This window comes from Komagataeibacter diospyri, assembly GCF_043995075.1.
Lineage (GTDB): Bacteria > Pseudomonadota > Alphaproteobacteria > Acetobacterales > Acetobacteraceae > Komagataeibacter > Komagataeibacter diospyri.
The window spans coordinates 816,139-838,022 of sequence record NZ_CP171836.1; the positions used below are offsets into that span (position 1 = coordinate 816,139).

Below are 21,884 nucleotides of genomic sequence, written 5' to 3' on the forward strand. Positions count from 1 at the left end.
TTGCTAAAAAACGTTGGGAAACAGCACATTTTCAGGATTTGCCATGTCTTGTCACACGGCCATGACAGCATATGGAAAATGTATAGCTATGCGTAAAAAGAATAAATAAATATCAAGGACTCGTGAATGAACGAGGCTGGCGTTAGGCCCGGATTGGGACTTCAATGCAGGAACTGCCGCGCCAGACATGACGCACTGTTCCATATCAATAAACCGCAAGACTGAATCAATTACATCTGGCCTGCGGGTTGTACTGGAAATACGTCGGCGCATCAGTCCCTGTACTGTCATGGATGGCAGCAGGGTAATGGATCTCGGCACAGGTATGTGACGTACGTGGCATGCAGGCATGACCGGATGAAGGCTGTCCCCTCATGCAGTTCCATGTAACGCCCGTAGCGAACAGGGCTGGCCGTGATAACGGAGGACGGTTTTCATGCGTTCACTATTTCCTTGTCCCGTATGGGCACCTGATGGTGCCGGCAATGCACGGGCGGATATTGATACCCTCTGCATCAATACAATCCGTACACTGGCTATGGATGCGGTGCAGAAAGCCAATTCCGGCCACCCGGGCACACCTATGGCGCTTGCCCCGCCAGCCTATGCGTTGTGGCGCGAGGTCCTGAATTATGACCCCGCCAATCCCCTGTGGCCCAACCGCGATCGCTTCGTACTGTCGATCGGCCATGCCTCCATGCTGCTGTATTCGCTGATCTATCTGAGCGGTATCCGTGACGTGAAGGACGGGCGCGTGCTGGCGGACAGGCCTTCGCTGACCCTTGCGGATATCGAGCAGTTCCGTCAGCTTGATTCCCGTACCCCCGGCCACCCGGAATATGGCCACACCGCAGGCGTCGAGACCACGACCGGCCCGCTGGGACAGGGGTGTGGCAATTCCGTCGGCATGGCCATCGCCCAGAAATGGCTGGCCGCGCATTTCAATAAACCCGGTTTCGATCTGTTCACCTACCACACTTACACGTTCTGCGGCGATGGCGACAATATGGAAGGCGTGTCCAGCGAAGCTGCGTCCATTGCGGGCCACCTGAAGCTGGGGAACCTGACATGGATCTATGACAGCAATCATATTTCCATCGAAGGCAATACCCGCATCGCTTTTACCGAAAGCGTGCATAAACGCTTCGAGGCCTATGGTTGGCACGTGCTGGAACTGAAGGACGCCAACGATACCGGCGATTTCCGCCGCCTGCTTGCCGAAGCGAAGGCTGAGACATCGCGGCCGACGTTAATCATCGTGCATTCCATCATCGGCTGGGGGTCGCCACACAAGGCGGGCACGGCTGCGGCGCATGGCTCGCCCCTGGGGGTGGAGGAAATACGCGAAACCAAGAAATTCTACGGCTGGCCGGAAGACAGAAGTTTCTATGTGCCCGAGGGCGTGCCGGAACATTTCCAGCAGGGCATCGCCACACGCGGGGCAGCCGCCAGCAGGGCATGGTACGACCTGCTGGCGCGCTACCGCACGGCGCACCCCGACTTGGCCGCCGAACTTGACCTGATCCTGGCCGGGAAGCTGCCCGAAGGCTGGGACCGTCAGATCAGCGATTTCCCGACGGATGCGAAAGGACTCGCCTCCCGTGCCAGTTCCGCGACCGTGCTCAATCAGGTGGCCGCCAGCTACCCGTGGATGATCGGTGGCTCGGCCGACCTTTCGCCCTCCACCAAAACACACCTGACATTCGATGGTGCGGGTGATTTCCAGCCACCGCAATGGGGCGGGACCTATGGCGGACGCAACCTGCACTTCGGCGTGCGCGAACATGCCATGGGATCGATCTGCAACGGGCTGGCGTTATCGTACCTGCGGCCCTACTGCTCCGGCTTCTTCATCTTTTCCGATTATATGAAGCCGCCCATCCGCCTTGCGGCGCTGATGAAGCTGCCGGTGCTGTATATCTTCACCCATGATTCCATCGGGGTGGGGGAAGACGGCCCGACCCACCAGCCGGTCGAACAGCTTGCGCAGCTGCGCGCGACACCGGGGGTGACCCTGATCCGCCCGGCGGACGCCAACGAGGTCGTGGAGGCCTGGCGCACCCTTGTCCCGTTGCATGACCGTCCCACCGTTCTGGTACTGACCCGCCAGAACCTGCCTACCATCTGCCGCAAGACCTATGCCCCGGCTTCCGGGCTGGCAAAGGGTGCCTATGTTCTGGCTGACAGCAGCGCTGACATGCCCGACGTCATCCTTATGGCAACGGGCAGCGAGGTCGGGCTGATCGTGAAAGCGTTCGAGCAGCTCAGGGCCGAAGGGGTCAGGGCCCGCATTGTCTCCATGCCGTCATGGGACCTGTTCGAAGCCCAGCCCCAGTCCTATCGCGATAGCGTGCTGCCGCCGGATGTCACCGCGCGCGTGGCAGTGGAACAGGCAGCACGGCTTGGGTGGGAACGATATGTCGGCCTGCGGGGGGCGACCATCGTGATGCACACATTCGGCGCGTCCGCCCCGGCGGATGAACTGGAGGTCAGGTTCGGCTTCACGGTGGAAGCCGTCATGACTGAAGCCCGCAGACAGCTTGCCGCGCGCTGAGCGCAACCACCATTGCGACGGGACCGCTATCGGACATCGCCTGCCGGGTGGCTGTTCACATCCGCAATACCATAAAGGAAATACACCATGACTGCGTATGACGCCGGCACCACTGAGGCCGCCAATCCGCTGAAACAACTGGCCCGCTTTGGTCAGTCCCCGTGGCTGGACTTCATCCAGCGTTCCTATACCGAAAGCGGCAAGCTGGAAAAGCTGGTGGAGGAAGACGGGCTGAAAGGGGTCACCTCCAACCCGTCCATCTTTCAGAAAGCCATGGGCCACGGCACCGATTACGATTCACAAATTCGCCAGATCCTCGAACACCAGATCGTTGACGCCGGGACGCTGTATGAAACACTGGCGATCCATGACATCCGTGCAGCGGCGAAGGTGCTGCATCCGGTCTATGAACAGACCGCGAAGGTCGATGGCTATGTCAGCCTTGAGGTCTCGCCCTATCTTGCGCGTGATACCAGCGCCACCATTGCCGAAGCGCGGCGGCTGTGGCTTGCGGTAGGTGCACCGAACCTCATGATCAAAATCCCCGGAACGGATGAAGGCGCGCCTGCCGTGCAGGCCGCCATCGCTGCGGGGATCAATGTCAACGTCACACTGCTGTTCTCGCTGAGTGCATACAAGAAGGTGGTGGAAGCCCATATCGCCGGGCTGGAGGACCGTCTGGCGCGCGGCGAAAGTGTGAAAGGGATCGCAAGCGTCGCCTCCTTCTTCGTCAGCCGCATCGATGTAAAGATCGATAAGGAAATCGATGATCGCGTCGCAGCGGGGGACAAAGACGCAGCCGCGCTGAAGGCCCTGCGTGGCAAGGTCGCAATCGCCAATGCCAAGCAGGCCTATGAATACTGGCAGGGCGTGGTAAAAAGCCCACGCTGGCAGAAACTGGCGCAGGCTGGCGCCATGCCCCAGCGCCTGCTGTGGGCCAGCACCAGCACGAAGGACAAGACCTTCAGCGACGTGCTGTACGTTGACGGCCTGATCGGCCCGGAAACCGTCAACACCATTCCCCCTGCGACCTTTGATGACTTCCGCAATCACGGCAACGTTGCCCCAACCCTGACGCAGGACGTTGCGGGCGCGCACAAGGTAATCACTGAGGTCCGGCGCCTTGGCCTTGATCTGGATGGCGTGACCCGGACCCTTGTGGATGAAGGGGTGCGCGGCTTCGAGGAGGCGTTCGACGCCCTGCTTGGGTCGATTGCGGCCAAACAGGCGGCGTTCCTGGGCCACAAGGTCACCACAACCACGCCCAACCTGCCCGCCGACCTTGATACGGCGGTCCGGGCGGAACTGGAAACATGGCGCACGCAGGGCAATGTCCGCCGCCTGTGGGCGAAGGACGCCACGCTGTGGACGGGCCGTGACGAGGCAGGCTGGCTGAAATGGCTGAGCATTGTTGATGACCAGTTGCTGGACCTGTCGAAGTTCGAGGAATTCCAGGCCGAAGTAAAGGCGCGCGGCTTCCGTGATGCGCTGCTGCTGGGCATGGGTGGATCGAGCCTTGGGCCGGAAGTCCTGTCAGTGACGTTCGGCAAGCATGAAGGCTTCCCGCACCTGTATGTCCTGGACAGCACCGATCCTCAGCAGATCCGGGATTTTCAGGGGAAGATCGATATCAGCAGGACGCTGTTCATCGTTTCCTCCAAGTCCGGTGGCACGCTGGAGCCGAATATCCTTAAGGCCTATTTCTTCGATCAGGCGAAAAAGGTGCTGGGGGACAAGGCCGGGTCGCACTTCATCACCGTCACTGATCCCGGTTCGCACATGGAAGACGTGGCGAAGAAAGATGGATTCTGGAAAATCTTCTACGGTAACAAGCAGATCGGCGGTCGGTATTCCGTGCTGTCCGATTTCGGCATGGTGCCCGCAGCCATCGCTGGCCTGCCGCTGAAGCGGCTGCTGGATTCCGCGCTGCGGGGTGAAAAATCCTGCGCTGCATCGGTTCCGCCCGCGCAGAACCCAGGCGTGGTACTGGGCAGTGTGCTTGGCGTGGCCGCGCGCAATTTCGGTCGGGACAAGGTCACGCTGCTGGCGTCGCCTGCCATATACGACATGGGCGCGTGGCTGGAACAGCTTCTGGCGGAATCAACGGGTAAGGATGGCCGCGGCCTGATCCCCATTGATGGGGAAACCGCCGGACCTGCATCCGTTTATGGCAAGGACCGCGTGTTCATCTACCTGCGCCTGAGCGAAAAGCCGTGCGAGAAGCAGGACGCGGCGGTCAAAAAGCTGATCGCGGAAGGTGAGCCGGTTGTAACAATCGAACTGCATGACCGCTGCCAGATTGCCGAGGAATTCTTCCGCTGGGAATTTGCGACCGCCGTCGCCGGTTCAATCATCGGCATCAATGCCTTCAACCAGCCTGATGTCGAGGCATCGAAGATCGAGACGAAAAAGATCACCACCGCCTATAACGAAACCGGCAGGCTGCCGCCGTACGAACCGTTCGCGAAAGACGGCAGCTTTGCCTTCTATGCCGATCCGAAAAATGCGGCGGCACTCAGGGTCGGCCATACGGCGGAAGGGATCCTGAAGGCCCATTTCGCTCGCGGCAAGGCGGGCGATTATGTCGCCTTGCTGGCCTATATCGACCGCGACACGGCCACGCGCGAATGGCTGCAGCAGGTGCGGCTGTCGGTGCGCGATGGGCTGAAACTGGCCACGGCGGCCGAGTTCGGCCCGCGCTTCCAGCATTCCACCGGCCAGGCTTACAAGGGTGGGCCCAACACGGGCGTATTTTTGCAGATCACATGTGATGACGCAGTAAACCTGCCGGTACCGGGAGAGAAATACACCTTCAGCATCGTCAAGGAAGCGCAGGCCCGAGGGGATCTCGAAGTACTGGGCGAACGCGGTCGTCGCGTCCTGCGCGTGCATATCCACGGTGACCTGAAAGCCGGCCTTGAAAAACTGGCTCAGGCCATCAGGGCCGCCGTCTGATCGCGCAGCGCAGCAGCCCCGCCATGACCATCGGAAATGGTGGGGCCCATTTTTTTATCAGCCCGAACGCGGGCTGACGATGCGGGGCATGTCCCTGCCACGGGAGCAGTAAGAATTATGCAGATTGGTATAGTAGGTCTGGGCAAGATGGGGGGCAACATCGCCATCCGCCTGACACGTCACGGGCACGAAGTGGTGCTTTATGACCGTACGCCCGCCGTGATTTCCAAAATCGCGGAACAGGCCGTGGCCGGAAAGACCATTGCTTCATCCGGCCTGAAGGACATGGTCTCCAGACTGACAGCGGAGCGGCGGATCATCTGGCTCATGCTGCCCGCAGGCCCCGTGACCGAAGCGGCGGTAAAGGAACTCGGCGGCCTGCTGGACAAGGGTGACATCCTGATCGATGGCGGCAATTCCTTCTATAAGGACGATATCCGCCGGGCTGCCGAACTGGCGAAGAAGGGCATCCATTATGTTGATGTCGGCACATCGGGCGGCGTGTGGGGGCTGGAACGTGGCTACTGCATGATGTACGGCGGCACCCAGGATGCCACCGACCATATCGACCCCATCCTGTCGGCCCTTGCACCGGGCCTTGGCGATATCCCCCGCACGCCGAACCGCGATAAACCCGGTTTCGATCCGCGTGCCGAGCAGGGCTACCTGCATTGCGGTCCTGCGGGGTCCGGCCATTTTGTAAAGATGGTCCATAATGGCATCGAATACGGCATCATGCAGGCCTTTGCCGAGGGCTTCCATGTCATGAAGTCCAAGAATTCCACCGACCTTGCCGAAGACCAGCGGTTTGAACTGAACATGGCCGATATCGCTGAAGTCTGGCGGCGCGGCAGTGTGGTTTCGTCCTGGCTGCTCGACCTTTCGGCGCGTGCGCTGGCGGGCAACCCGGACCTGTCCAATTACAAGGGCGACGTGGCGGATTCCGGTGAAGGTCGCTGGACCATAGAGGCCGCGATCGAAGAAGCCGTTCCCGTACCGGTCATGACGGAAGCCCTGTTCACGCGTTTCCGTTCCCGCACGGGTAACAACTTTGCCGAAAAGATGCTGTCTGCCATGCGTTTCGGCTTTGGTGGCCATATCGAAGGCACGAACAACTGATGTTTCGCGCCTGATAACGCACCCGGCAGGCCAGACCACGTTGGCACCATAACGACCGCGGGCGGTCTGGCCGGGTTTTACACGCTGAAAAAAGTTCAGGGAGAAGCAAGATGGAGAGCATTGTCGCATCCGCGTCCTCGCAGATTGACGACACCCGGCATGAAAACGTGCCGCGTCGCGGGCCACCAGGGGTCTTTGTCATATTTGGCGGGGGCGGGGACCTGACGCATCGCCTTCTTGTGCCAGCACTCTACAATCTGGCCAGTGCGGGGCTGCTGGACAGCCATTTCTCCATCATTGTGGTGGACCGGGCCGATGTCTCGGCTGCCGACCTGCGCCAGAGCTTTCATGCGTCACTGGAAAATTTCGTAACCAGTCGCGGGACCGAAGCCGTCACCCTGCATGATGATGTATGGAAGCGCCTGTCCTGCAGCATCGACTATGTGCGCGGCTCGTTCGAGGATAACGCGACATATGATGTCCTTGCCCGGAAAATCGGCAACCAGAACTGCATTTTCTATCTTGCGGTGGCCGCCCGTTTCTTTGGCACGATCGTGGACCAGCTTGGCGTATCGGGCCTTGCGAAGGAAAGCGGGAAGGCCTTTCGCCGGGTCATTATCGAAAAGCCCTTCGGCAGCGACCTGCAATCCGCCATCGCGCTGAACGAACGGCTGCTGCGCACGCTTGATGAAAGCCAGATCTACCGGATCGACCACTATCTGGGCAAGGAGACGGTGCAGAACATCCTTGCCCTGCGCTTCTCCAATGGTTTTTTTGAACCCCTGTGGAACCGCGACAATATCGACCATGTGCAGATCACCGCAGCCGAGACGGTGGGGGTGGAACAGCGCGCGCGGTTTTATGAAAGCACGGGTGCAGTGCGCGACATGGTGCCCAACCATGTCATGCAGCTTCTGGCCATGACGGCCATGGAAGCCCCCATTTCATTCGATGCCGACGCCGTACGTGATGAAAAGACCAAGGTGCTCAAGGCGATCCATACCGTGCAGCATCATGACGTGGTGCGCGGCCAGTACGCGGCAGGCAGGATCAAGGGAAAGCCAGTTGCCAGCTATCGTGACGAACCCGGCGTGGACCCGCATTCCCATACCGAAACCTATGTTGCGATGAAGCTCATGATCGACAACTGGCGCTGGGCGGGGGTGCCGTTCTATGTGCGCACCGGCAAGCGCCTGGCCGCGCGCAAGACGGAAATCGCGGTGCATTTCAAGTCAGCGCCTTATGCCCTGTTCCGCGATACACCGGTGGACAAGCTGACGCCAAACATCATGCTGCTGCACATCCAGCCGACTGAAGGGGTGACGCTGCAGTTCTCCGCCAAGATCCCCGGTCCCACAGTGCATCTGGGCGGTGTGCGCATGAAATTCGACTATTCCGAATGGTTTCACGAAGGACCAAGCACCGGCTACGAGACGCTGCTGTATGACTGCATGATCGGGGATGCGACCCTGTTCCAGCGCGCGGACAATATCGAGGCCGGCTGGCGCGTGGTCCAGCCTGTTCTTGACTGGATGCACGCCCCCGCGGGACTGGATTTTTACACCGCTGGCAGCGAGGGGCCAAAGGCCGCTGATGACCTGCTGGCCCGCGATCACCGGCACTGGCTGAAAATCGGGTCCTGACGGAACCTGATGCGTGCCCAAAAACTGTTTGATATAACGCTGACAGGAGGACACTTCCGTGTCTGATCCCGAAATACGCCTTGTCCTGGCCGATGTGGATGGCACCCTGGTCACGAAGGACAAGATCCTGACACCCCGCGCAATCCGGGCGGTCGAGCGCCTGCGTGAACGCGGTATCCTGTTCACCATAACCAGCGGCCGCCCGCCCAGGGGCATGAAGATGGTCATCGACCCGCTGAAGATTTCCGAACCGATCGCGGGCTTTAACGGCGGCATGATGGTCAGGCCCGATTTCACCGTGATCGAGGCCCGCACCCTGCCAGCCGATACCGCGCGCAAGGTGATCGGCATCATCCGCGACCACAAGGCTGACCCGTGGGTCTATAATGGCAATGACTGGATTGTCTCGAAACTCGACGCCCCCCATGTCGCGCGTGAGCAGTGGACGGTAAAGTTCCCGCCCGTGGTCGGCAATGTCGAAGAAAAGCTGGATCAGGTGGTCAAGATCACCGGCGTCAGTGATGACCTTGAACTGATGAAGCGGCTGGAGCACGACCTGCAGCAGGCGCTGGGCGATACGGCATCAGCCGCCCTGTCGCAGCCGTACTACGTGGATGTGACCAACAGGGACGCCAACAAGGGCGGCGTGGTGATGACGCTGGAACGCCTGCTGGGCATTCCAGCCAGCCAGATGGTGACACTGGGCGACCAGCCCAACGACGTGCTGATGTTCCGCAAGAGCGGCATGTCGATCGCCATGGGGCAGGCCAGCCCCGAGGTGCAGAAACAGGCGACCCATGTCTCGACATCGTGCGAGGAGGAAGGATTCGCCCGTGGTATCGAGAAATTCGTGCTGGGAGATGCATGACATGACAGCTGGACAGGACGTGAAAACGGGCGCGATGGTGGTCCTGCCCGATGCCGAGGCCATTGCCCGATACATGGCGAAATGGCTGACGGAACAGGCGCTGGCGAAAAAGGATGGCCCGTTCGTGATCGCGCTATCGGGTGGGTCCACGCCAAAGCGGCTGTACCAGATTCTGGCGTCCGACGCCTATCGTGACCGTTTCCCGTGGGCGAACACGCAGTTCTTCTTCGGTGATGAACGCTTCGTGCCCGACAGTGACCCGGCCAGCAACTATAACATGGTGGAAGCCGAAATGCTGGCGCATGTAAACGTGCCGCCTGCCAATGTGCACCCCATGCCGACATCGGGCGACCCGGCGCAGGCGGCGGCGACATACCAGGCGGAGCTGGAGAAGGTGTATGGCGGCACGGTGCTGGAACCCGGTCGCCCGCTGTTTGACGTGGTGATGCTGGGGCTGGGTGATAACGGGCATACCGCATCGCTGTTTCCGCGCCAGCCGGTGCTTGACGAGCGAAAGCTGTGGGTTTCGACCTGCGTGCCCGATGATGCGCCGCATACACGCCTGACGCTGACCTATCCCGCCATCCATTCCAGCCGCCATGTGGTGTTCATGCTGGCGGGTGCTGGCAAACGCGAGGCCTTTGCGAAAGTGCGCGCCGGTGATCCGGCGGAACCCGCCAGCCACATCACGACCGAGGGCGAACTCATCTGGCTTATGGACAAGGCGGCGGCGGGACAATGAATGCCGTGAACACCACTGCGCCTTCAGCGGGGTGCGGAAAGGATACAGCCAGCCAGAAGAACAGCAGGAGCCCGGACATGACAGCCCAGACAAGCGACCCGCGTGAGAAACAGAAACGCCTCGCCGCGATCGAGGCTGCATCCATGGTCAGGGAAGGGATGGTGGTCGGCCTCGGCTCGGGCACCACGTCAGCTTACATGATTGATGAACTGGGTCGCCGCTGGGCGGAAGGGCTGCGATTTGCCGCCATTCCCACATCGGAGCATTCGGCCGAGCAGGCGCGTTCGCACGGGATCAGGCTGGTGACGTTTGCCACCCACCCGCAGATCGACCTTGATATTGACGGGGCGGATGAAGTGGAGATGGGCACGCTCAACCTGATAAAAGGCCGGGGCGGGGCGCTGTTTCGTGAAAAGATCGTGGCCGCCGCCTCACGCCGCTTCGTGGTGGTGGTGGATGAAAGCAAGCTGGTGCCACGGTTGGGTCACCACATGCCTGTACCCGTGGAAGTCACGACATTCGGCTGGGAACTGACGGCCACCCGGCTGCAGGATCTGGGCGCGCGTCCCACCCTGCGGCTGGACCCGCATGGCATACCCTTCAATACCGATGGCGGCAACCTGATCCTGGATTGCAATTTTGGGGAAATCGCTGATTCCGTGGCGTTGGCACGCCAGATCCGCTCCATCGTGGGCGTGATCGAAAGTGGCCTGTTCATTGGCCGCACATCCGAGGTTATCGTGGCAGGCCGGGATGGCCTGAAGCACCTGATGGCCGGATAACCACGCCCTTTACGGCGGAAAGTAATCATGGTTGTTGGGCTTGATCCGGGCATATCAAGCCTCAAGGCCGTGCGAATGAGTGGCACGCAGCAGGTGCTGGTCCCATCCACCCAGCCATGTGGAGCGAACAGGTACCGCAGGACTGGTCGGCCGCGTTGATACAGGCAATGGACGCGCTGGCGGCTCATTCCATATGGGGGATGGCTACCGTCATCGCTATCGACCTGTCAGGACGGCAGCATGGCGCGGTGCTGCCGGGCACGCAGGGGACAGCGCTGCGGCCGTGCATATTATGGAATGACGAGTGCGCTGCACGGAAATACGTGGAAATCGCGCACAGGTTTCCCGGTAGCCGACTGAACCGCGCCGGGGGTGATGGAGACCTGTTTGATTAAATTACGCAGGCATGAGACGTGGTCCGGTGAGTATGTGATCGCGTGACCGATGGCGTCACGAAAGGCATCGGCGTCCCATTGCCCGCGATCGAGAGGCGCCTATTGACCGCCATGTACCGGGCTCTCCTGCCGCTTCCGAACGTATCCATCCCGTTTTGCGTGGTTCATTACCGATCAGGCCAACAGGGAAGGTACACGTAGAAGATGCGACACGCTTCTGAGTAAAACAGCGGAACGATCTGCTTGCTGGTTGCCTGAAGCGTGGACGCCGATAGTTCCTGCATCTATTCAGCTTATGTTCCATCATTCATGAAATACTGAATCATGGTTGCCCACAGAATATGAACGCATGCATAAAATGCAACTGTAGTGCCGGAGGGATCTGCAAGCCTGCGTATAATCAGCTGATATCACAATCAGAGTTCTCGATTGCTGCTCTTGCATATGTCATTTATTTATTACTACTTGTGAATATCATCTTTTCTGATTTTTAAGACTGTCAACATAACGTGATGTAAAGCGAGGTGTCGCATTGCTGCAACGTACTGATGTCGAAACGATGTGATGAGTATTTTTTTCTCGATAATCATTACGTCCCGTCAATATCGTAAATCGACAGAAGAATCGCGGGGCATCATGAACAGACGAACTTCTTTCCTGATTACAACTATCTGCTCTTTTGTTTCTTTCGGAGCAGTTGCCGCAACACCCAGTGGAAATTCTGTAACAGAGGAACAGAATCCAGAAAAAAACGGGACAGTCCGCGCACGTCGTGCAACGACGGCGCAGACGCATACGCGTGCTGCGCAGAACCTGAAGCAAGAAAATAACGCAGGTGTAAATAGTTCCGGCGTCGAGACAATAAACGTGTCGACCGGCACGCACACGGTCAATCGGAAGGCGCGTGACAGCATGAGTCCCGTCTCGGTCGTCAGCGCGGCAACCCTGCGCCGGTCGGGCCAGATGAACCTGGCTGATGCCCTGACCCGTACCTATGCCTCGATCAATGTCAGCACGATGGGGGCCGATGCGGGCGCCCTGACATCCGCCATTCGCATGCGTGGTCTGAACCCGAACGAAGTGCTGGTGCTGGTTGATGGCAAGCGCCGTCATACGACGGCCAATCTGTATGCTGATTCAGGACCGGATTCAGGTTCGACCCCGGTTGACCTGAATATGCTTCCGGCCAATGCCATCGATCATATCGAAGTGCTGGAAGACGGTGCGGCCGCCATGTATGGCTCGGACGCGATTGCCGGTGTGGTCAACATTATTACCAAGAAACAGGATCATGGCCTGAACCTGAGCGGCCAGACCGGCGCGAATGCCTATAACGGTGATGGCTGGGGCTACCAGCTTAATGCCGATGGTGGCATGAAACTGGGACAGGGCGGGTTCCTGCATATCAGCGGCCAGATGTACCATACGGACCATTTCGTGGCCAACAATGCGCGGGACCACCGCCTGCTTGGTTCCCAGCCTGCCGATGCCAGCAGTGCGACCTATACCGGTGTCAATGCTGGAAAAATTTCAACACGTTCCAACAAGATCATGAGCACGCCGGAAGAAACGCGTGAAAATCTGGCGATTGAATGGGGCAAGCAGTTTACGCCCGGAATCAATTTCTATGGGCTGATTACCTACGCCCATCGTCATGCGGAAGCGTATGAAAACTATCGCACGCCCACTGTCGGCGGTTCCTGCGAGGCCTGTGCCGCTATTGCGCCCTATGGTTTTTCACCGCTGGAAACCATGGAAGAAAACGATTTTGCCGCCACACTGGGCCTGAAGGGTGACAACTTCATGGGCTTCAATTGGGATATCAGTTCCACCTATGGTGAAGATATCGACAAGATCGGCAACAAGAATACCCTTAACACATCTTATGTCACTGAATACGGTTCCAGTCCGCGTAAGGCGCGGGCTGAAAGCTACAGCATGGTGCAATGGACCAACAACGTCGATTTCCGTCGTCGTTTCAAGATCGGGGACGTTGTTCCGATGACGCTCGCTTTTGGTGCTGAAGAACGGATGGAATCCTACAACATCACCGCAGGTAATCCCGTTTCGTACCTGGGGGGCGGCACGCAGGGTTATGCCGGCATCTCCCCCGGTTCGGCAGGCACATGGTACCGTGACATCTGGGCGTGGTATCTGGATGGTGATTTCCGCCTGACCAGGAAATGGGAACTGGATTTTGCCGGGCGGCTGGAGCATTACACCGATGTCGGTAATACAGAAAATGGCAAGATTTCAACACGTTACAACTTCACAAAGCGTATTGCCATCCGTGGCACCATCAGCACGGGCTTCCGTGCCCCGACGCTGGCTGAATCCCATTTCAGCGCCGTCAATGTTTCACCCACGGGTGCCAGCGGCCTGCTTGCCGCTGATTCCTCGGCGGCCCAGGCCATTGGCGCGACCAAGCTGAAGCCCGAGCGCTCCACCAGTGTCAGCGGTGGCATCGTGCTGGAGCCTGTCGATGGTTTCCACGTTGAAGCGGACGTCTACCAGATCAATATGCGTGACCGCATCGTGCAGGATACGAACTTCGGCGGTTCTACCCCTTACGGTAATACAACGCAGGGCGAGGTTGCGGCGCAGGCCATTGCCCAGCTGGCTTCCCTGCCAACCGGTTTTACCGGTTATAACGATGTTTATGCCGATTATTTCACCAATGGCGCCAGTACCCGCACACAGGGCGTGGACATCAAGGCGGATTACATGTTCCGCTTCCATCAATACGGCAATCTGGCGCTGTCGATGTCGATCGACCTCAACCGTACCCGCCTGCATCATAACGGCGCGGACCTGAACCTTTCGGATATCGCGGCAATCACAACCGATTATCCGCGCAGCAAGATCATCCTGAACGCATATTATACCTATCGGAACTGGGATTTTAATATCCGCCAGACCCGCTATGGCCAGACCAGCGACATGATGCAGTATCAGGACTGGGGTCCTGCGGCCCTGCAGTACTCCAACAACGCCCTGCAGCAGTTCATCAATACGCCACACTGGCTGACGGATATTGAAATTGGCGTCCGTTTCAAGAAAAACTGGCATATGGCAGTCGGTGCCAATAACGTATTCAACGTGCGTCCACGCATGGTCCCGCAGGCGCTTAATGCTTTGGGCGCCATGCCTTATGATGAAGATTCCGCCCAGATTCCCATGTATGGCGGGTATTATTACGGTCGTCTTAATGCCAACTTCTGATCCGGCCTGACAGTTGAAGTCAAAATACCCATGGCCGACACCATGGGTATTTTACTGACGATGGGCAGAAACCTTGCTGTTTCCTGCGGCCATCTGGCAATCCGTCCATGGCCGGAAAGGCATGATCTTCATATCCGCTTGCATTGTTCCCAGCCAGAATCAGTCCGGAGCAATGGAGGCAGGTTCATCACGGTTGTTGTTATGGGAATTTTCTGGTGACAAACGCTCATCCGCGCAAGGTACCCACGCGCAGGCAACTTTTGACCCGTATTGGCACGCTCGCCGGTAGTGCCGCCCTGTATCAGGCCATGACATCCCTGGGACATGCGCAGGGTACGGATTTCACGTCTCCGCCCGTCCTGTCCGGTGCGAAACGCGGGACACGCGTGCTGGTACTGGGGGCAGGGCTTGCAGGCATGCTTTCCGCTTATGAACTGCGCAAGGCAGGCTACCATGTGCAGGTTCTGGAATTCCAGAACCGTGCTGGTGGCCGTAATATCAGCCTGCGCGGGGGGGATACCGTAACCGAACTGGGGGGAGCCACCCAGAAGGTCAGCTTCGCATCGGGCAATTACATCAATCCCGGTCCATGGCGTATTCCCTACCATCATCAGGGATTGCTGCATTACTGTCGTGAATTCGGGGTGGAACTGGAACCGTTTGTGGAACTGAACCACAATTCATGGCTCCATTCGAGCACGGCATTTGATGGCAAGCCGGTCCGGTACCGGGAATTTGCCGCAGATTTCCATGGTTTCACGGCGGAACTTCTGGGCAAGGCGATTGACCAGCACAAGCTGGACGACATGGTCTTGGCCGATGAGCAGGAACATGTCATGACCGCCATGCGGCAGTGGGGCTGCCTTGATTCCAATCTGAACTGGACCAGGGGCATCATCAGTTCCGAAACCCGTGGATATGAAAAGGCGCTGGGTGGCGGCATAAACGGCGCGCCTGTTCCATCCGAGCCGTTTGCCCGCAAGGATGTCATGCGTTCCGGCCTGTGGACGTGGCTTGCCTTCCATGAACGTCTGGACATGCAGACCACCATGTTCCAGCCCGTAGGCGGCATGGACATGATCGGCAAGGGCTTCAACCGGCAGGTACACGACCTGATCACCCTGAACTGCAAGGTCACATCGATCCATCAGGACGACAGGGGCGTAAAAGTAACTTATAACGATATGAGCCATGGTGGTGCCGTGCGTGAGGCGGAGGCCGATTACTGTGTCTGCACCATCCCGCTGCCCATCCTCTCGCAGCTTGATGTGCAGGTCAGCGCACCGCTCAGGGCCGCGATCATGGCGGTGCCCTATGCGTCCTCCGTCAAGCTGGGGCTTGAGTTCAAACGCCGGTTCTGGGAGGAGGATGACCAGATATATGGCGGAATCAGCTTTACCGATCAGCCGATCAGCCAGATTTCCTATCCCAGTCACGGCTACTTCTCCCGCGGCCCCGCGGTCTTGCTGGGCGGGTACATGTTTGGTCCGGCGGCATATGATTTTGCCGGCATGACCCCGCAGGAGCGGATCGAGCATGCCCTGACGCAGGGTGAGGTCTTCCACAAACAATACCGCAAGGAATTCTCCAACGGCGTCAGTTTTGCATGGAGCCGCGTGCCCTGGACAATGGGGTGCTGCTCGATGTGGAGCGAACAGGCGCGCAGGACCCATTACAAGGCGCTGTGCACCATGGATAACCGTATCGTGCTGGCTGGCGAGCATGCATCCTATGTGGGGTGCTGGCAGGAAGGGGCCATCCTGTCTGCGCTGGATGCCATAACCCAACTGCACAGCCGTGCGCAGGGAGCCAGCTGATGCGCAAGTTTCTTCTGTTTTCCATTTTTGCCGTCCCGCTGCTTCTGGTCCCTGTTGGTCCAGTACAGGCGGACAGCGCCAGTTCGGTCGTGGGGCAGGTCCAGCCCCTGAATACGGGCGAGGACGTATATCGTCATGTCTGTCAGGGCTGTCACATGCCCGACGGCAAAGGGGCGGTCGGTGCCGGTGCGCAATTCCCCGCCTTTGCCAGCAATGCCAAACTGCAGGGCAGTGGGTATCCGGTTTATGTCATCATGAACGGATATGGCGGCATGCCATGGTTTTCGGGCACGTTGAAAGATGACCAGATTGCCAGTGTGGTCAATTACATCCGCACGCATTTTGGCAATCATTATACGGATACCGTCACGCCCGCCGATGTCGCGGCCCAGCGGCCTGCCGTACAGCAGAAGGAACAGTGAAGCGAATGTTCGATCTTAAAAAGACAGCCATGGTCCTTGCCATCCTCTCCAGCATGGCTGGTGCTGTCCCGGCCTGTGCCGATGACGGTATCGTGCGGCATTCCGCAGGCAAATTTCCCATTGCATCCTCTATCGAGGTTCCGGCCGGGGCGAGCACCATCTACCTCAGCGGCATGGGCGCGCCGGTGCAGGACAGGAAGGCGGATCCGCATACCCTTGCCGCCTACGGTGATACGCAGGCCCAGACCTATGCCGCGCTGCTGCGTATTCAGGATGAACTGAAAAAGCTGGGTCTGGGCATGGGCGATGTCGTGCAGATGCACATTTACATGGCCGAGGACCCCAAGCTGGGCAAGCTCGATTTTGACGGGATGATGAAAGCTTATACCCAGTTTTATGGTACCGACAGGCAGCCGGATCTGCCGGTCCGCTCGGCCTTTGGTGTGGCCCATCTGGCCAATCCGGGTTGGCTGGTTGAGATCGAGGTTACTGCGGTGCGTATGCCCGCAAAGTAATGGATCGGCATATCTCATCCCAGTGGCATGTACTGTGGTTGTGTTTCATAATGTAAGGAATTACCTATGCCAGCCCCAAATATTTTTCTCATTTGTGCTATTCTTGCAGGTATGTCAGGGCTATGATTTTGGTGGTCTACTTCGTCTTCGCGGCGCTGTTCGTCTTGGTGAGATAAGTTATAGTTTTTATCTTATCCATGGAATATCGTTGTTTTACGCTAATAGTATAATAAACGAATTTTCATTTGGACCTATATCCTATAGTTTTATTATCCTTTTATCCATTGTGATTTCCGAAATAATATCATGCTTTACATTTTATTTTATAGAAAAACCATGTATCGTATTTGGAAAAATAGTAGTAAAACGACTAGTTACCTCAGTTCCATAGTAAATTACTTTATAACTTTATTTATGTAGTTGTTCGAGGAATATCTTGAAGTCCACAAGAAGACGTTTCATTTCCTCTAATGAGAGGGTACATCTAAACGTCTTCTTGTTACCTTCCTTGTTCCAGAAATCTACAGACTGTATCCTCTTGATTTTGTCGGGGTTGTATCTAATATTACCATGTGCAAGTGCGTGACGAATACATTTCAAAAAACCATAATAGGAAATATTTTCTTCTAAAATGATCTTATATTGAACGTCTATAGGGACTGGCTTGTTCGAGAAATATTCGATGAACTGCTTCCCTTTTGATGACCTCTCAAAAGGGTGAATAAGCGCACCCAAGAATGTATTCAAGAGTTGGGTCACTTCATACAGGCCATGGGTCTCGTAATTCGCTTCGATGAATTCCAAGTTGGCTATAGACCGTCGAATGATGTCCAAGAGCGGATCACTCGGAATACCCATGCTGTACCGTCCTTATGGTAACCAGATCACCAGACGGATACCTTCTGATATGGCCTCGTAGAACGCAAGGCATTGGGGATGAAGACAGGGCATTAATCTACTTTTTTCAAACGTTTAGATTTTTGAAACAGTCTCTAAGGCTACCACTGTCGATTCACTTCCTCTTTCGGGCAACCTCAGGCCGCTTCCGGGATGCGACGGTGGTCCTCAGCACGATCTTGATGAGGGCAAAAACTGCTTGTCTGGTCACTTCGCCCGAACAAGAAGGGCAATCGCAGTGTAATGGTTGGAGCCTGCAGGGCGGTCGGTGGGGTGTCAGGCAGATGGATGAAAAAATGATTATTCATCGTACGAGAATGAAAGTCTGTATTTAAGCGCACATACTTTTCGAAATATTTCGAAATACATATTGATGTCATATTATGGGATTGCACGCTATATGTGTCTTGAGAACAACAGATCTTAAACGTATCCGGGTTGTCATTGGAGACGAGGCTATGCTTTTTATAGGATACCATGTCGCAATGCGGTTGAGGTCAGTTTTTTTGCTTCGAAGATACGCGCCACTGAGTTTTCAGCTCTGCCTGCTTGGCATGCCGTGGGGAACATCTGCAGCGCCAGTCAAGGCGCCGGGGTCGACCTGTTTTACTCCTGCACACGCTCCCACATCCCCATCGTCTGCACTTCCGGGATTTACCTCGTCCGTTGCGCCGGGTTCGCGTTCTCTATCGGAAAACTTTTATCAGAGCGCTCCGTTCCGTCGCCCCTTTGTTGCTTCTCCTGACCTTGACAATATGGGCCATGTTGGCCCCTTTGCAATCGAACATAGCCAGAGCAGCCCTATTCCGCTTGAACAGGGCAGAACGGTTACGGCAGCTTATCCCGTGAAAGGTGTTCAGGGCATGGATCTTGTCGTAAACGCATTTGGAGGTCATCGACAGACCAATACAGGTAGTAATGCAGGCTCAGCCGCCATAACCGCAGGCGTGCGTTTCAAATGGTAGAGCGCAGAACACGATGTGATGAGTGGATATAGATCTTATTGACCGCACGATGATCTACATGTTTGAAAACGTCATCGATCTGGCCGCCAAAATGCGTCAGGCATCCAAAATAGACGAGTTGAACCTGTCCCTGCGCGCACTTCTGGCGCGGCTTGGCCCGTTTGCCCATGCGGCTGGCACGATCCACAAGACCCGATTGGGTGAGCGTTATCTGATCGACACGACCTATCCCGATCACTGGCTGGAACATTACGTCCGGAACAATTACCAGAATATAGATCCAGTCATTGATCCCGTAAGCCACGGTCTGACGCCCTATGACTGGAACCAGGTCTATGTCAGGAATGCGGACCAGAAAAAAATAATGAATGAATTCCGGGATATCGGTTTTCAGACCGGACATGCCATCCCGTTTCATTTAACCCCAGGAATGTTACTTCTGGTGAGCGTGGCCTCGCCTGAAAAAGAAATCGACTTCCGGACGCAGGCCCTGATCCAGTTGATTGTCGGGCAATATCATACCCGCTATTGCCAACTCGCCAAACTTGCTACCTATGACGACCGACCGGTTATGACAGACCGGGAACGGGAGTGCCTTCTCTGGGTTGCCCAGGGCAAGGATACAACTGAAATTGGCTCCATCCTTTCGATAAGTGATAATACGGTCAAACATCATGTGAAGAATGTGATGCAGAAACTGGGTTGTCACAATCGTGTCCAGGCTGTTGTGCGTGCCATCCAGCTTGGCTTGATATATCCATGACGTGCGTGGACAGTCGCCACGAAACAATTTGTAACATACGTGACTACCCGAACGGGGAGTAGGCCATAGTTATCAGACTTCTAGAATGCAGAAATCGCTAATTTTGTGGTCTTTGTGTTCATGCCTCTACCGCTCGTCCACTTCATGTCCGGTCTGCCGCGATCAGGTTCAACGCTACTGGCCGCTATTCTGCGCCAGAACCCGGTTGTGGCTGAAGCGGGGTATATTTCTCCTGTTGCACCGATGATCGTCAAACTCAGCTCGGTTATGGTCGAGGGAGAATATCAGACCGAATTCGATACCGAGACCCGCGATCGTGTCCTGCGGGGCGTGTTGCTGAACTATTACGGAAAGCTGCCCGCTCCGGAAAGGCAGCGACCGGTCATCATCGATAACAGTCGCATCTGGTGTACCCGTGTCGGGTTGGCCAATGCGCTCTTTCCCGGTTCCAGGATTATATGCTGTGTGCGCGATCCGGCCTGGATCATCGACTCCTTTGAGCGCCTCATTCAGAAAAATCCGCTACTGGGATCAAAAATCGTGCCCATTGAACGACGGGGCAATCTCTATAGCCGCATAGACTATATCCTTGCGGCGGACGGTCCGTTCGGGTTCTGCTGGCGTGCTTTCAACGAAGCCTATTTCGGGGATATGGCGCATAATCTCATCGTTGTTGATTATGACCGGCTGGTGAACAATCCGGGTGGGACAATGGCGATCCTTACTGATGCGCTTCAGCTGCCCGCATGGCGCTACGATTTCGAACGTGTGCAGTTTGAAGAGCCGGTTGCGTTTGACCACAACCTGAACTCACCCGGTCAGCATATCGTCCGTGAACGGGTCGGTGCGGTCCATCGGAGACTGGCTATTCCCCCCGAAATTGCGTCGCGACTGGCGGGGGGCACATTCTGGCGCGATCCTAAAAAAAATCCGGGTGGAGCGACGATTATTGCCTGAGTCTCCGCCGCCCGGAATTGTTGCGACAATCGGTCCTGTTTCTGCAAGTCGTGAAATGCTGCAAGCCCTTTCGGAAGCTGGCATGACAATGGCCAGGCTGAACGGTTCGCATAACACACGCGAATGGCATCGGCAGACGATCAGGTTGATAAAGGAAACGCTGCCAGACCTGCCTGTTCTTCTCGATATTCCTGGCCGGAAGATCAGAACAGCGCCGCTTGCCCATGAACCGGCCTTCGAGGCCGGAGACCTCATTATCCTGACCACTGACAGCCAGCATGATGGCTCGATCAAGGTTCCGGTTAATTTTGACCGATTTCATGAATTCATGATGCCTGGCCTCGACGTGTATGCCGATGACGGTCACCTGTTTTTTCTAGTCGAAGAAATTAACGGACGTGACGTGCATATGCGCGCGAAAGTCGGTGGTGTACTGCGGAGCCGGAAAGGTATAAACGTGCCGCAGGCCCGGTTCGAGCGCCCGCTGGTTACACGGAGCGATCGCGAGATGATGGCCTTCGCCCAGGAAAATGCTGTGGACTACGTTGGCATCAGCTTCGTGGAAGGAGCGGAGCATATCGCGGCAATCCGTCATCTTATGGGAAGGGTTCCGTTGGGTATTGTTGCCAAGGTGGAAAATCAGGGTGGCCTGGACAACATGGCCGAAATTATCGGGGCATCAGACATGGTCATGATCGACCGGGGGGATCTTGCTGTCGAGACCAGTCCCGATCTGGTCTGTCTGTTCCAGAAACGCATACTTGCGGCGGCACAGAAGCAGAAAGCACCTGTTATCGTAGCGACTGAACTGCTCAATACCATGATTGAACATCCATATCCGACCAAAGCGGAGATTGGCGACATCACGACCGCAGTCCTCGATGGCACGAGCTTTCTGATGCTATCAGGAGAAACGGCGATCGGTTGCTATCCGGTGGAGGCAACGGCTCGATTGCAGCAGATAGGCAGGGCCGTTAGCACATATATAAAACAGAACGGATGGTGCTCGATAGCGCATCCAGGACCATGTTCGATATATCATTGCGGCCCTCAATCCGATCCAGATGGAGGCTGGAGCCTGCCTCCATGAAAACAACAGACACTGAATGAGCTGTCCGTTCGGCAAGCGGAAGGCACCGCAACCAGCGTCCTGACCGGGATTCGTGGCTGCCCGTCCTGTGGCAATTTCTTGCCATCGGCCATGCTGTCGACTGCCTCACCGATAAGAAAGCAACAGCCGCAACCGGCCTGTGCCGGTACGACGCGCA

Annotated in this window: 16 protein-coding genes and 1 pseudogene; 15 read left to right on the forward strand and 2 right to left on the reverse strand. The window is 56.9% G+C overall.

Going from position 1 to position 21,884, the window contains the following annotated elements:
- The first annotated feature begins 436 nt into the window (after positions 1-436).
- The 8 genes from tkt (at position 437) to ACE2AA_RS03845 (ending at position 11,058) form a co-directional block, all read left to right on the forward strand.
- Complete coding sequence (gene tkt / locus ACE2AA_RS03810; protein WP_395371262.1) at positions 437-2,554, forward strand: transketolase; 2,118 nt, start codon at positions 437-439, stop codon at positions 2,552-2,554.
- An 87-nt stretch (positions 2,555-2,641) separates the two neighbouring features.
- A complete protein-coding gene (locus ACE2AA_RS03815; protein ID WP_395371263.1) occupies positions 2,642-5,509 on the forward strand; it encodes a bifunctional transaldolase/phosoglucose isomerase in 2,868 nt (955 codons plus the stop codon).
- A gap of 117 nt (positions 5,510-5,626) precedes the next feature.
- Complete coding sequence (gnd, locus tag ACE2AA_RS03820) at positions 5,627-6,628, forward strand: phosphogluconate dehydrogenase (NAD(+)-dependent, decarboxylating) (protein WP_395371264.1); 1,002 nt, start codon at positions 5,627-5,629, stop codon at positions 6,626-6,628.
- Between the two features lie 110 nt (positions 6,629-6,738).
- Positions 6,739-8,271 carry a glucose-6-phosphate dehydrogenase gene (zwf, locus tag ACE2AA_RS03825; RefSeq protein WP_395371265.1) on the forward strand — a complete coding sequence of 511 codons (1,533 nt, stop codon included), beginning with the start codon at positions 6,739-6,741 and terminating at the stop codon, positions 8,269-8,271.
- Between the two features lie 58 nt (positions 8,272-8,329).
- Entirely contained in the window at positions 8,330-9,139 is an 810-nt protein-coding gene (locus ACE2AA_RS03830; protein ID WP_395371266.1) for a Cof-type HAD-IIB family hydrolase, read from the forward strand.
- Positions 9,132-9,881: a 6-phosphogluconolactonase gene (gene pgl / locus ACE2AA_RS03835; protein WP_395370054.1), complete on the forward strand. Its 750-nt coding sequence runs from the start codon at positions 9,132-9,134 to the stop codon at positions 9,879-9,881. The genes ACE2AA_RS03830 and pgl overlap by 8 nt, the downstream gene beginning before the upstream one ends.
- A gap of 77 nt (positions 9,882-9,958) precedes the next feature.
- Entirely contained in the window at positions 9,959-10,663 is a 705-nt protein-coding gene (gene rpiA / locus ACE2AA_RS03840; RefSeq protein WP_395371268.1) for a ribose-5-phosphate isomerase RpiA, read from the forward strand.
- Positions 10,664-10,779: 116 nt separating this feature from the next.
- Positions 10,780-11,058: a hypothetical protein gene (locus ACE2AA_RS03845; RefSeq protein WP_395372245.1), complete on the forward strand. Its 279-nt coding sequence runs from the start codon at positions 10,780-10,782 to the stop codon at positions 11,056-11,058.
- Between the two features lie 48 nt (positions 11,059-11,106).
- Here ACE2AA_RS03845 and ACE2AA_RS03850 read toward each other — a convergent pair.
- Positions 11,107-11,342, reverse strand: a pseudogene (locus ACE2AA_RS03850) (IS701 family transposase); the annotation flags it as partial.
- A 628-nt stretch (positions 11,343-11,970) separates the two neighbouring features.
- Between ACE2AA_RS03850 and ACE2AA_RS03855 the strand changes: the two are divergent.
- The 4 genes from ACE2AA_RS03855 (at position 11,971) to ACE2AA_RS03870 (ending at position 17,034) form a co-directional block, all read left to right on the forward strand.
- Entirely contained in the window at positions 11,971-14,280 is a 2,310-nt protein-coding gene (locus ACE2AA_RS03855; RefSeq protein WP_141259450.1) for a TonB-dependent siderophore receptor, read from the forward strand.
- A gap of 215 nt (positions 14,281-14,495) precedes the next feature.
- Positions 14,496-16,097 carry a flavin monoamine oxidase family protein gene (locus ACE2AA_RS03860; protein WP_395371270.1) on the forward strand — a complete coding sequence of 534 codons (1,602 nt, stop codon included), beginning with the start codon at positions 14,496-14,498 and terminating at the stop codon, positions 16,095-16,097.
- Positions 16,097-16,519: a cytochrome c gene (locus ACE2AA_RS03865; protein WP_141259448.1), complete on the forward strand. Its 423-nt coding sequence runs from the start codon at positions 16,097-16,099 to the stop codon at positions 16,517-16,519. The genes ACE2AA_RS03860 and ACE2AA_RS03865 overlap by 1 nt, the downstream gene beginning before the upstream one ends.
- A gap of 5 nt (positions 16,520-16,524) precedes the next feature.
- A complete protein-coding gene (locus ACE2AA_RS03870; protein WP_141298825.1) occupies positions 16,525-17,034 on the forward strand; it encodes a RidA family protein in 510 nt (169 codons plus the stop codon).
- Positions 17,035-17,442: 408 nt separating this feature from the next.
- Here the strand turns inward: ACE2AA_RS03870 and ACE2AA_RS03875 are convergent, their stop codons facing one another.
- Positions 17,443-17,892, reverse strand: coding sequence for a HEPN family nuclease (locus ACE2AA_RS03875; protein WP_395371271.1), 450 nt, complete (start codon positions 17,890-17,892; stop codon positions 17,443-17,445).
- A gap of 1,026 nt (positions 17,893-18,918) precedes the next feature.
- Between ACE2AA_RS03875 and ACE2AA_RS03880 the strand changes: the two genes are divergently transcribed.
- The 3 genes from ACE2AA_RS03880 to pyk all read left to right on the forward strand — a co-directional run bounded on the left by ACE2AA_RS03880 (position 18,919) and on the right by pyk (position 21,706).
- Complete coding sequence (locus ACE2AA_RS03880) at positions 18,919-19,659, forward strand: autoinducer binding domain-containing protein (protein WP_395371273.1); 741 nt, start codon at positions 18,919-18,921, stop codon at positions 19,657-19,659.
- Between the two features lie 105 nt (positions 19,660-19,764).
- Complete coding sequence (locus tag ACE2AA_RS03885) at positions 19,765-20,616, forward strand: sulfotransferase family protein (RefSeq protein WP_395371274.1); 852 nt, start codon at positions 19,765-19,767, stop codon at positions 20,614-20,616.
- Positions 20,609-21,706 carry a pyruvate kinase gene (gene pyk / locus ACE2AA_RS03890; protein WP_395371275.1) on the forward strand — a complete coding sequence of 366 codons (1,098 nt, stop codon included), beginning with the start codon at positions 20,609-20,611 and terminating at the stop codon, positions 21,704-21,706. The genes ACE2AA_RS03885 and pyk overlap by 8 nt, the downstream gene beginning before the upstream one ends.
- Positions 21,707-21,884 lie beyond the last annotated feature (178 nt).

Excerpts from the sequence above, each read along its gene's own strand:
- tkt (WP_395371262.1), top strand. The coding sequence starts at position 437 with ATGCGTTCACTATTTCCTTGTCCCGTATGGGCACCTGATGGTGCCGGC.
- pgl (WP_395370054.1), top strand. The coding sequence starts at position 9,132 with ATGCATGACATGACAGCTGGACAGGACGTGAAAACGGGCGCGATGGTG.
- ACE2AA_RS03875 (WP_395371271.1), bottom strand. The coding sequence starts at position 17,892 with ATGGGTATTCCGAGTGATCCGCTCTTGGACATCATTCGACGGTCTATA.
- gnd (WP_395371264.1), top strand. The coding sequence starts at position 5,627 with ATGCAGATTGGTATAGTAGGTCTGGGCAAGATGGGGGGCAACATCGCC.
- ACE2AA_RS03870 (WP_141298825.1), top strand. The coding sequence starts at position 16,525 with ATGTTCGATCTTAAAAAGACAGCCATGGTCCTTGCCATCCTCTCCAGC.
- ACE2AA_RS03845 (WP_395372245.1), top strand. The coding sequence starts at position 10,780 with ATGTGGAGCGAACAGGTACCGCAGGACTGGTCGGCCGCGTTGATACAG.
- rpiA (WP_395371268.1), top strand. The coding sequence starts at position 9,959 with ATGACAGCCCAGACAAGCGACCCGCGTGAGAAACAGAAACGCCTCGCC.
- ACE2AA_RS03815 (WP_395371263.1), top strand. The coding sequence starts at position 2,642 with ATGACTGCGTATGACGCCGGCACCACTGAGGCCGCCAATCCGCTGAAA.
- zwf (WP_395371265.1), top strand. The coding sequence starts at position 6,739 with ATGGAGAGCATTGTCGCATCCGCGTCCTCGCAGATTGACGACACCCGG.
- ACE2AA_RS03855 (WP_141259450.1), top strand. The coding sequence starts at position 11,971 with ATGAGTCCCGTCTCGGTCGTCAGCGCGGCAACCCTGCGCCGGTCGGGC.
- ACE2AA_RS03865 (WP_141259448.1), top strand. The coding sequence starts at position 16,097 with ATGCGCAAGTTTCTTCTGTTTTCCATTTTTGCCGTCCCGCTGCTTCTG.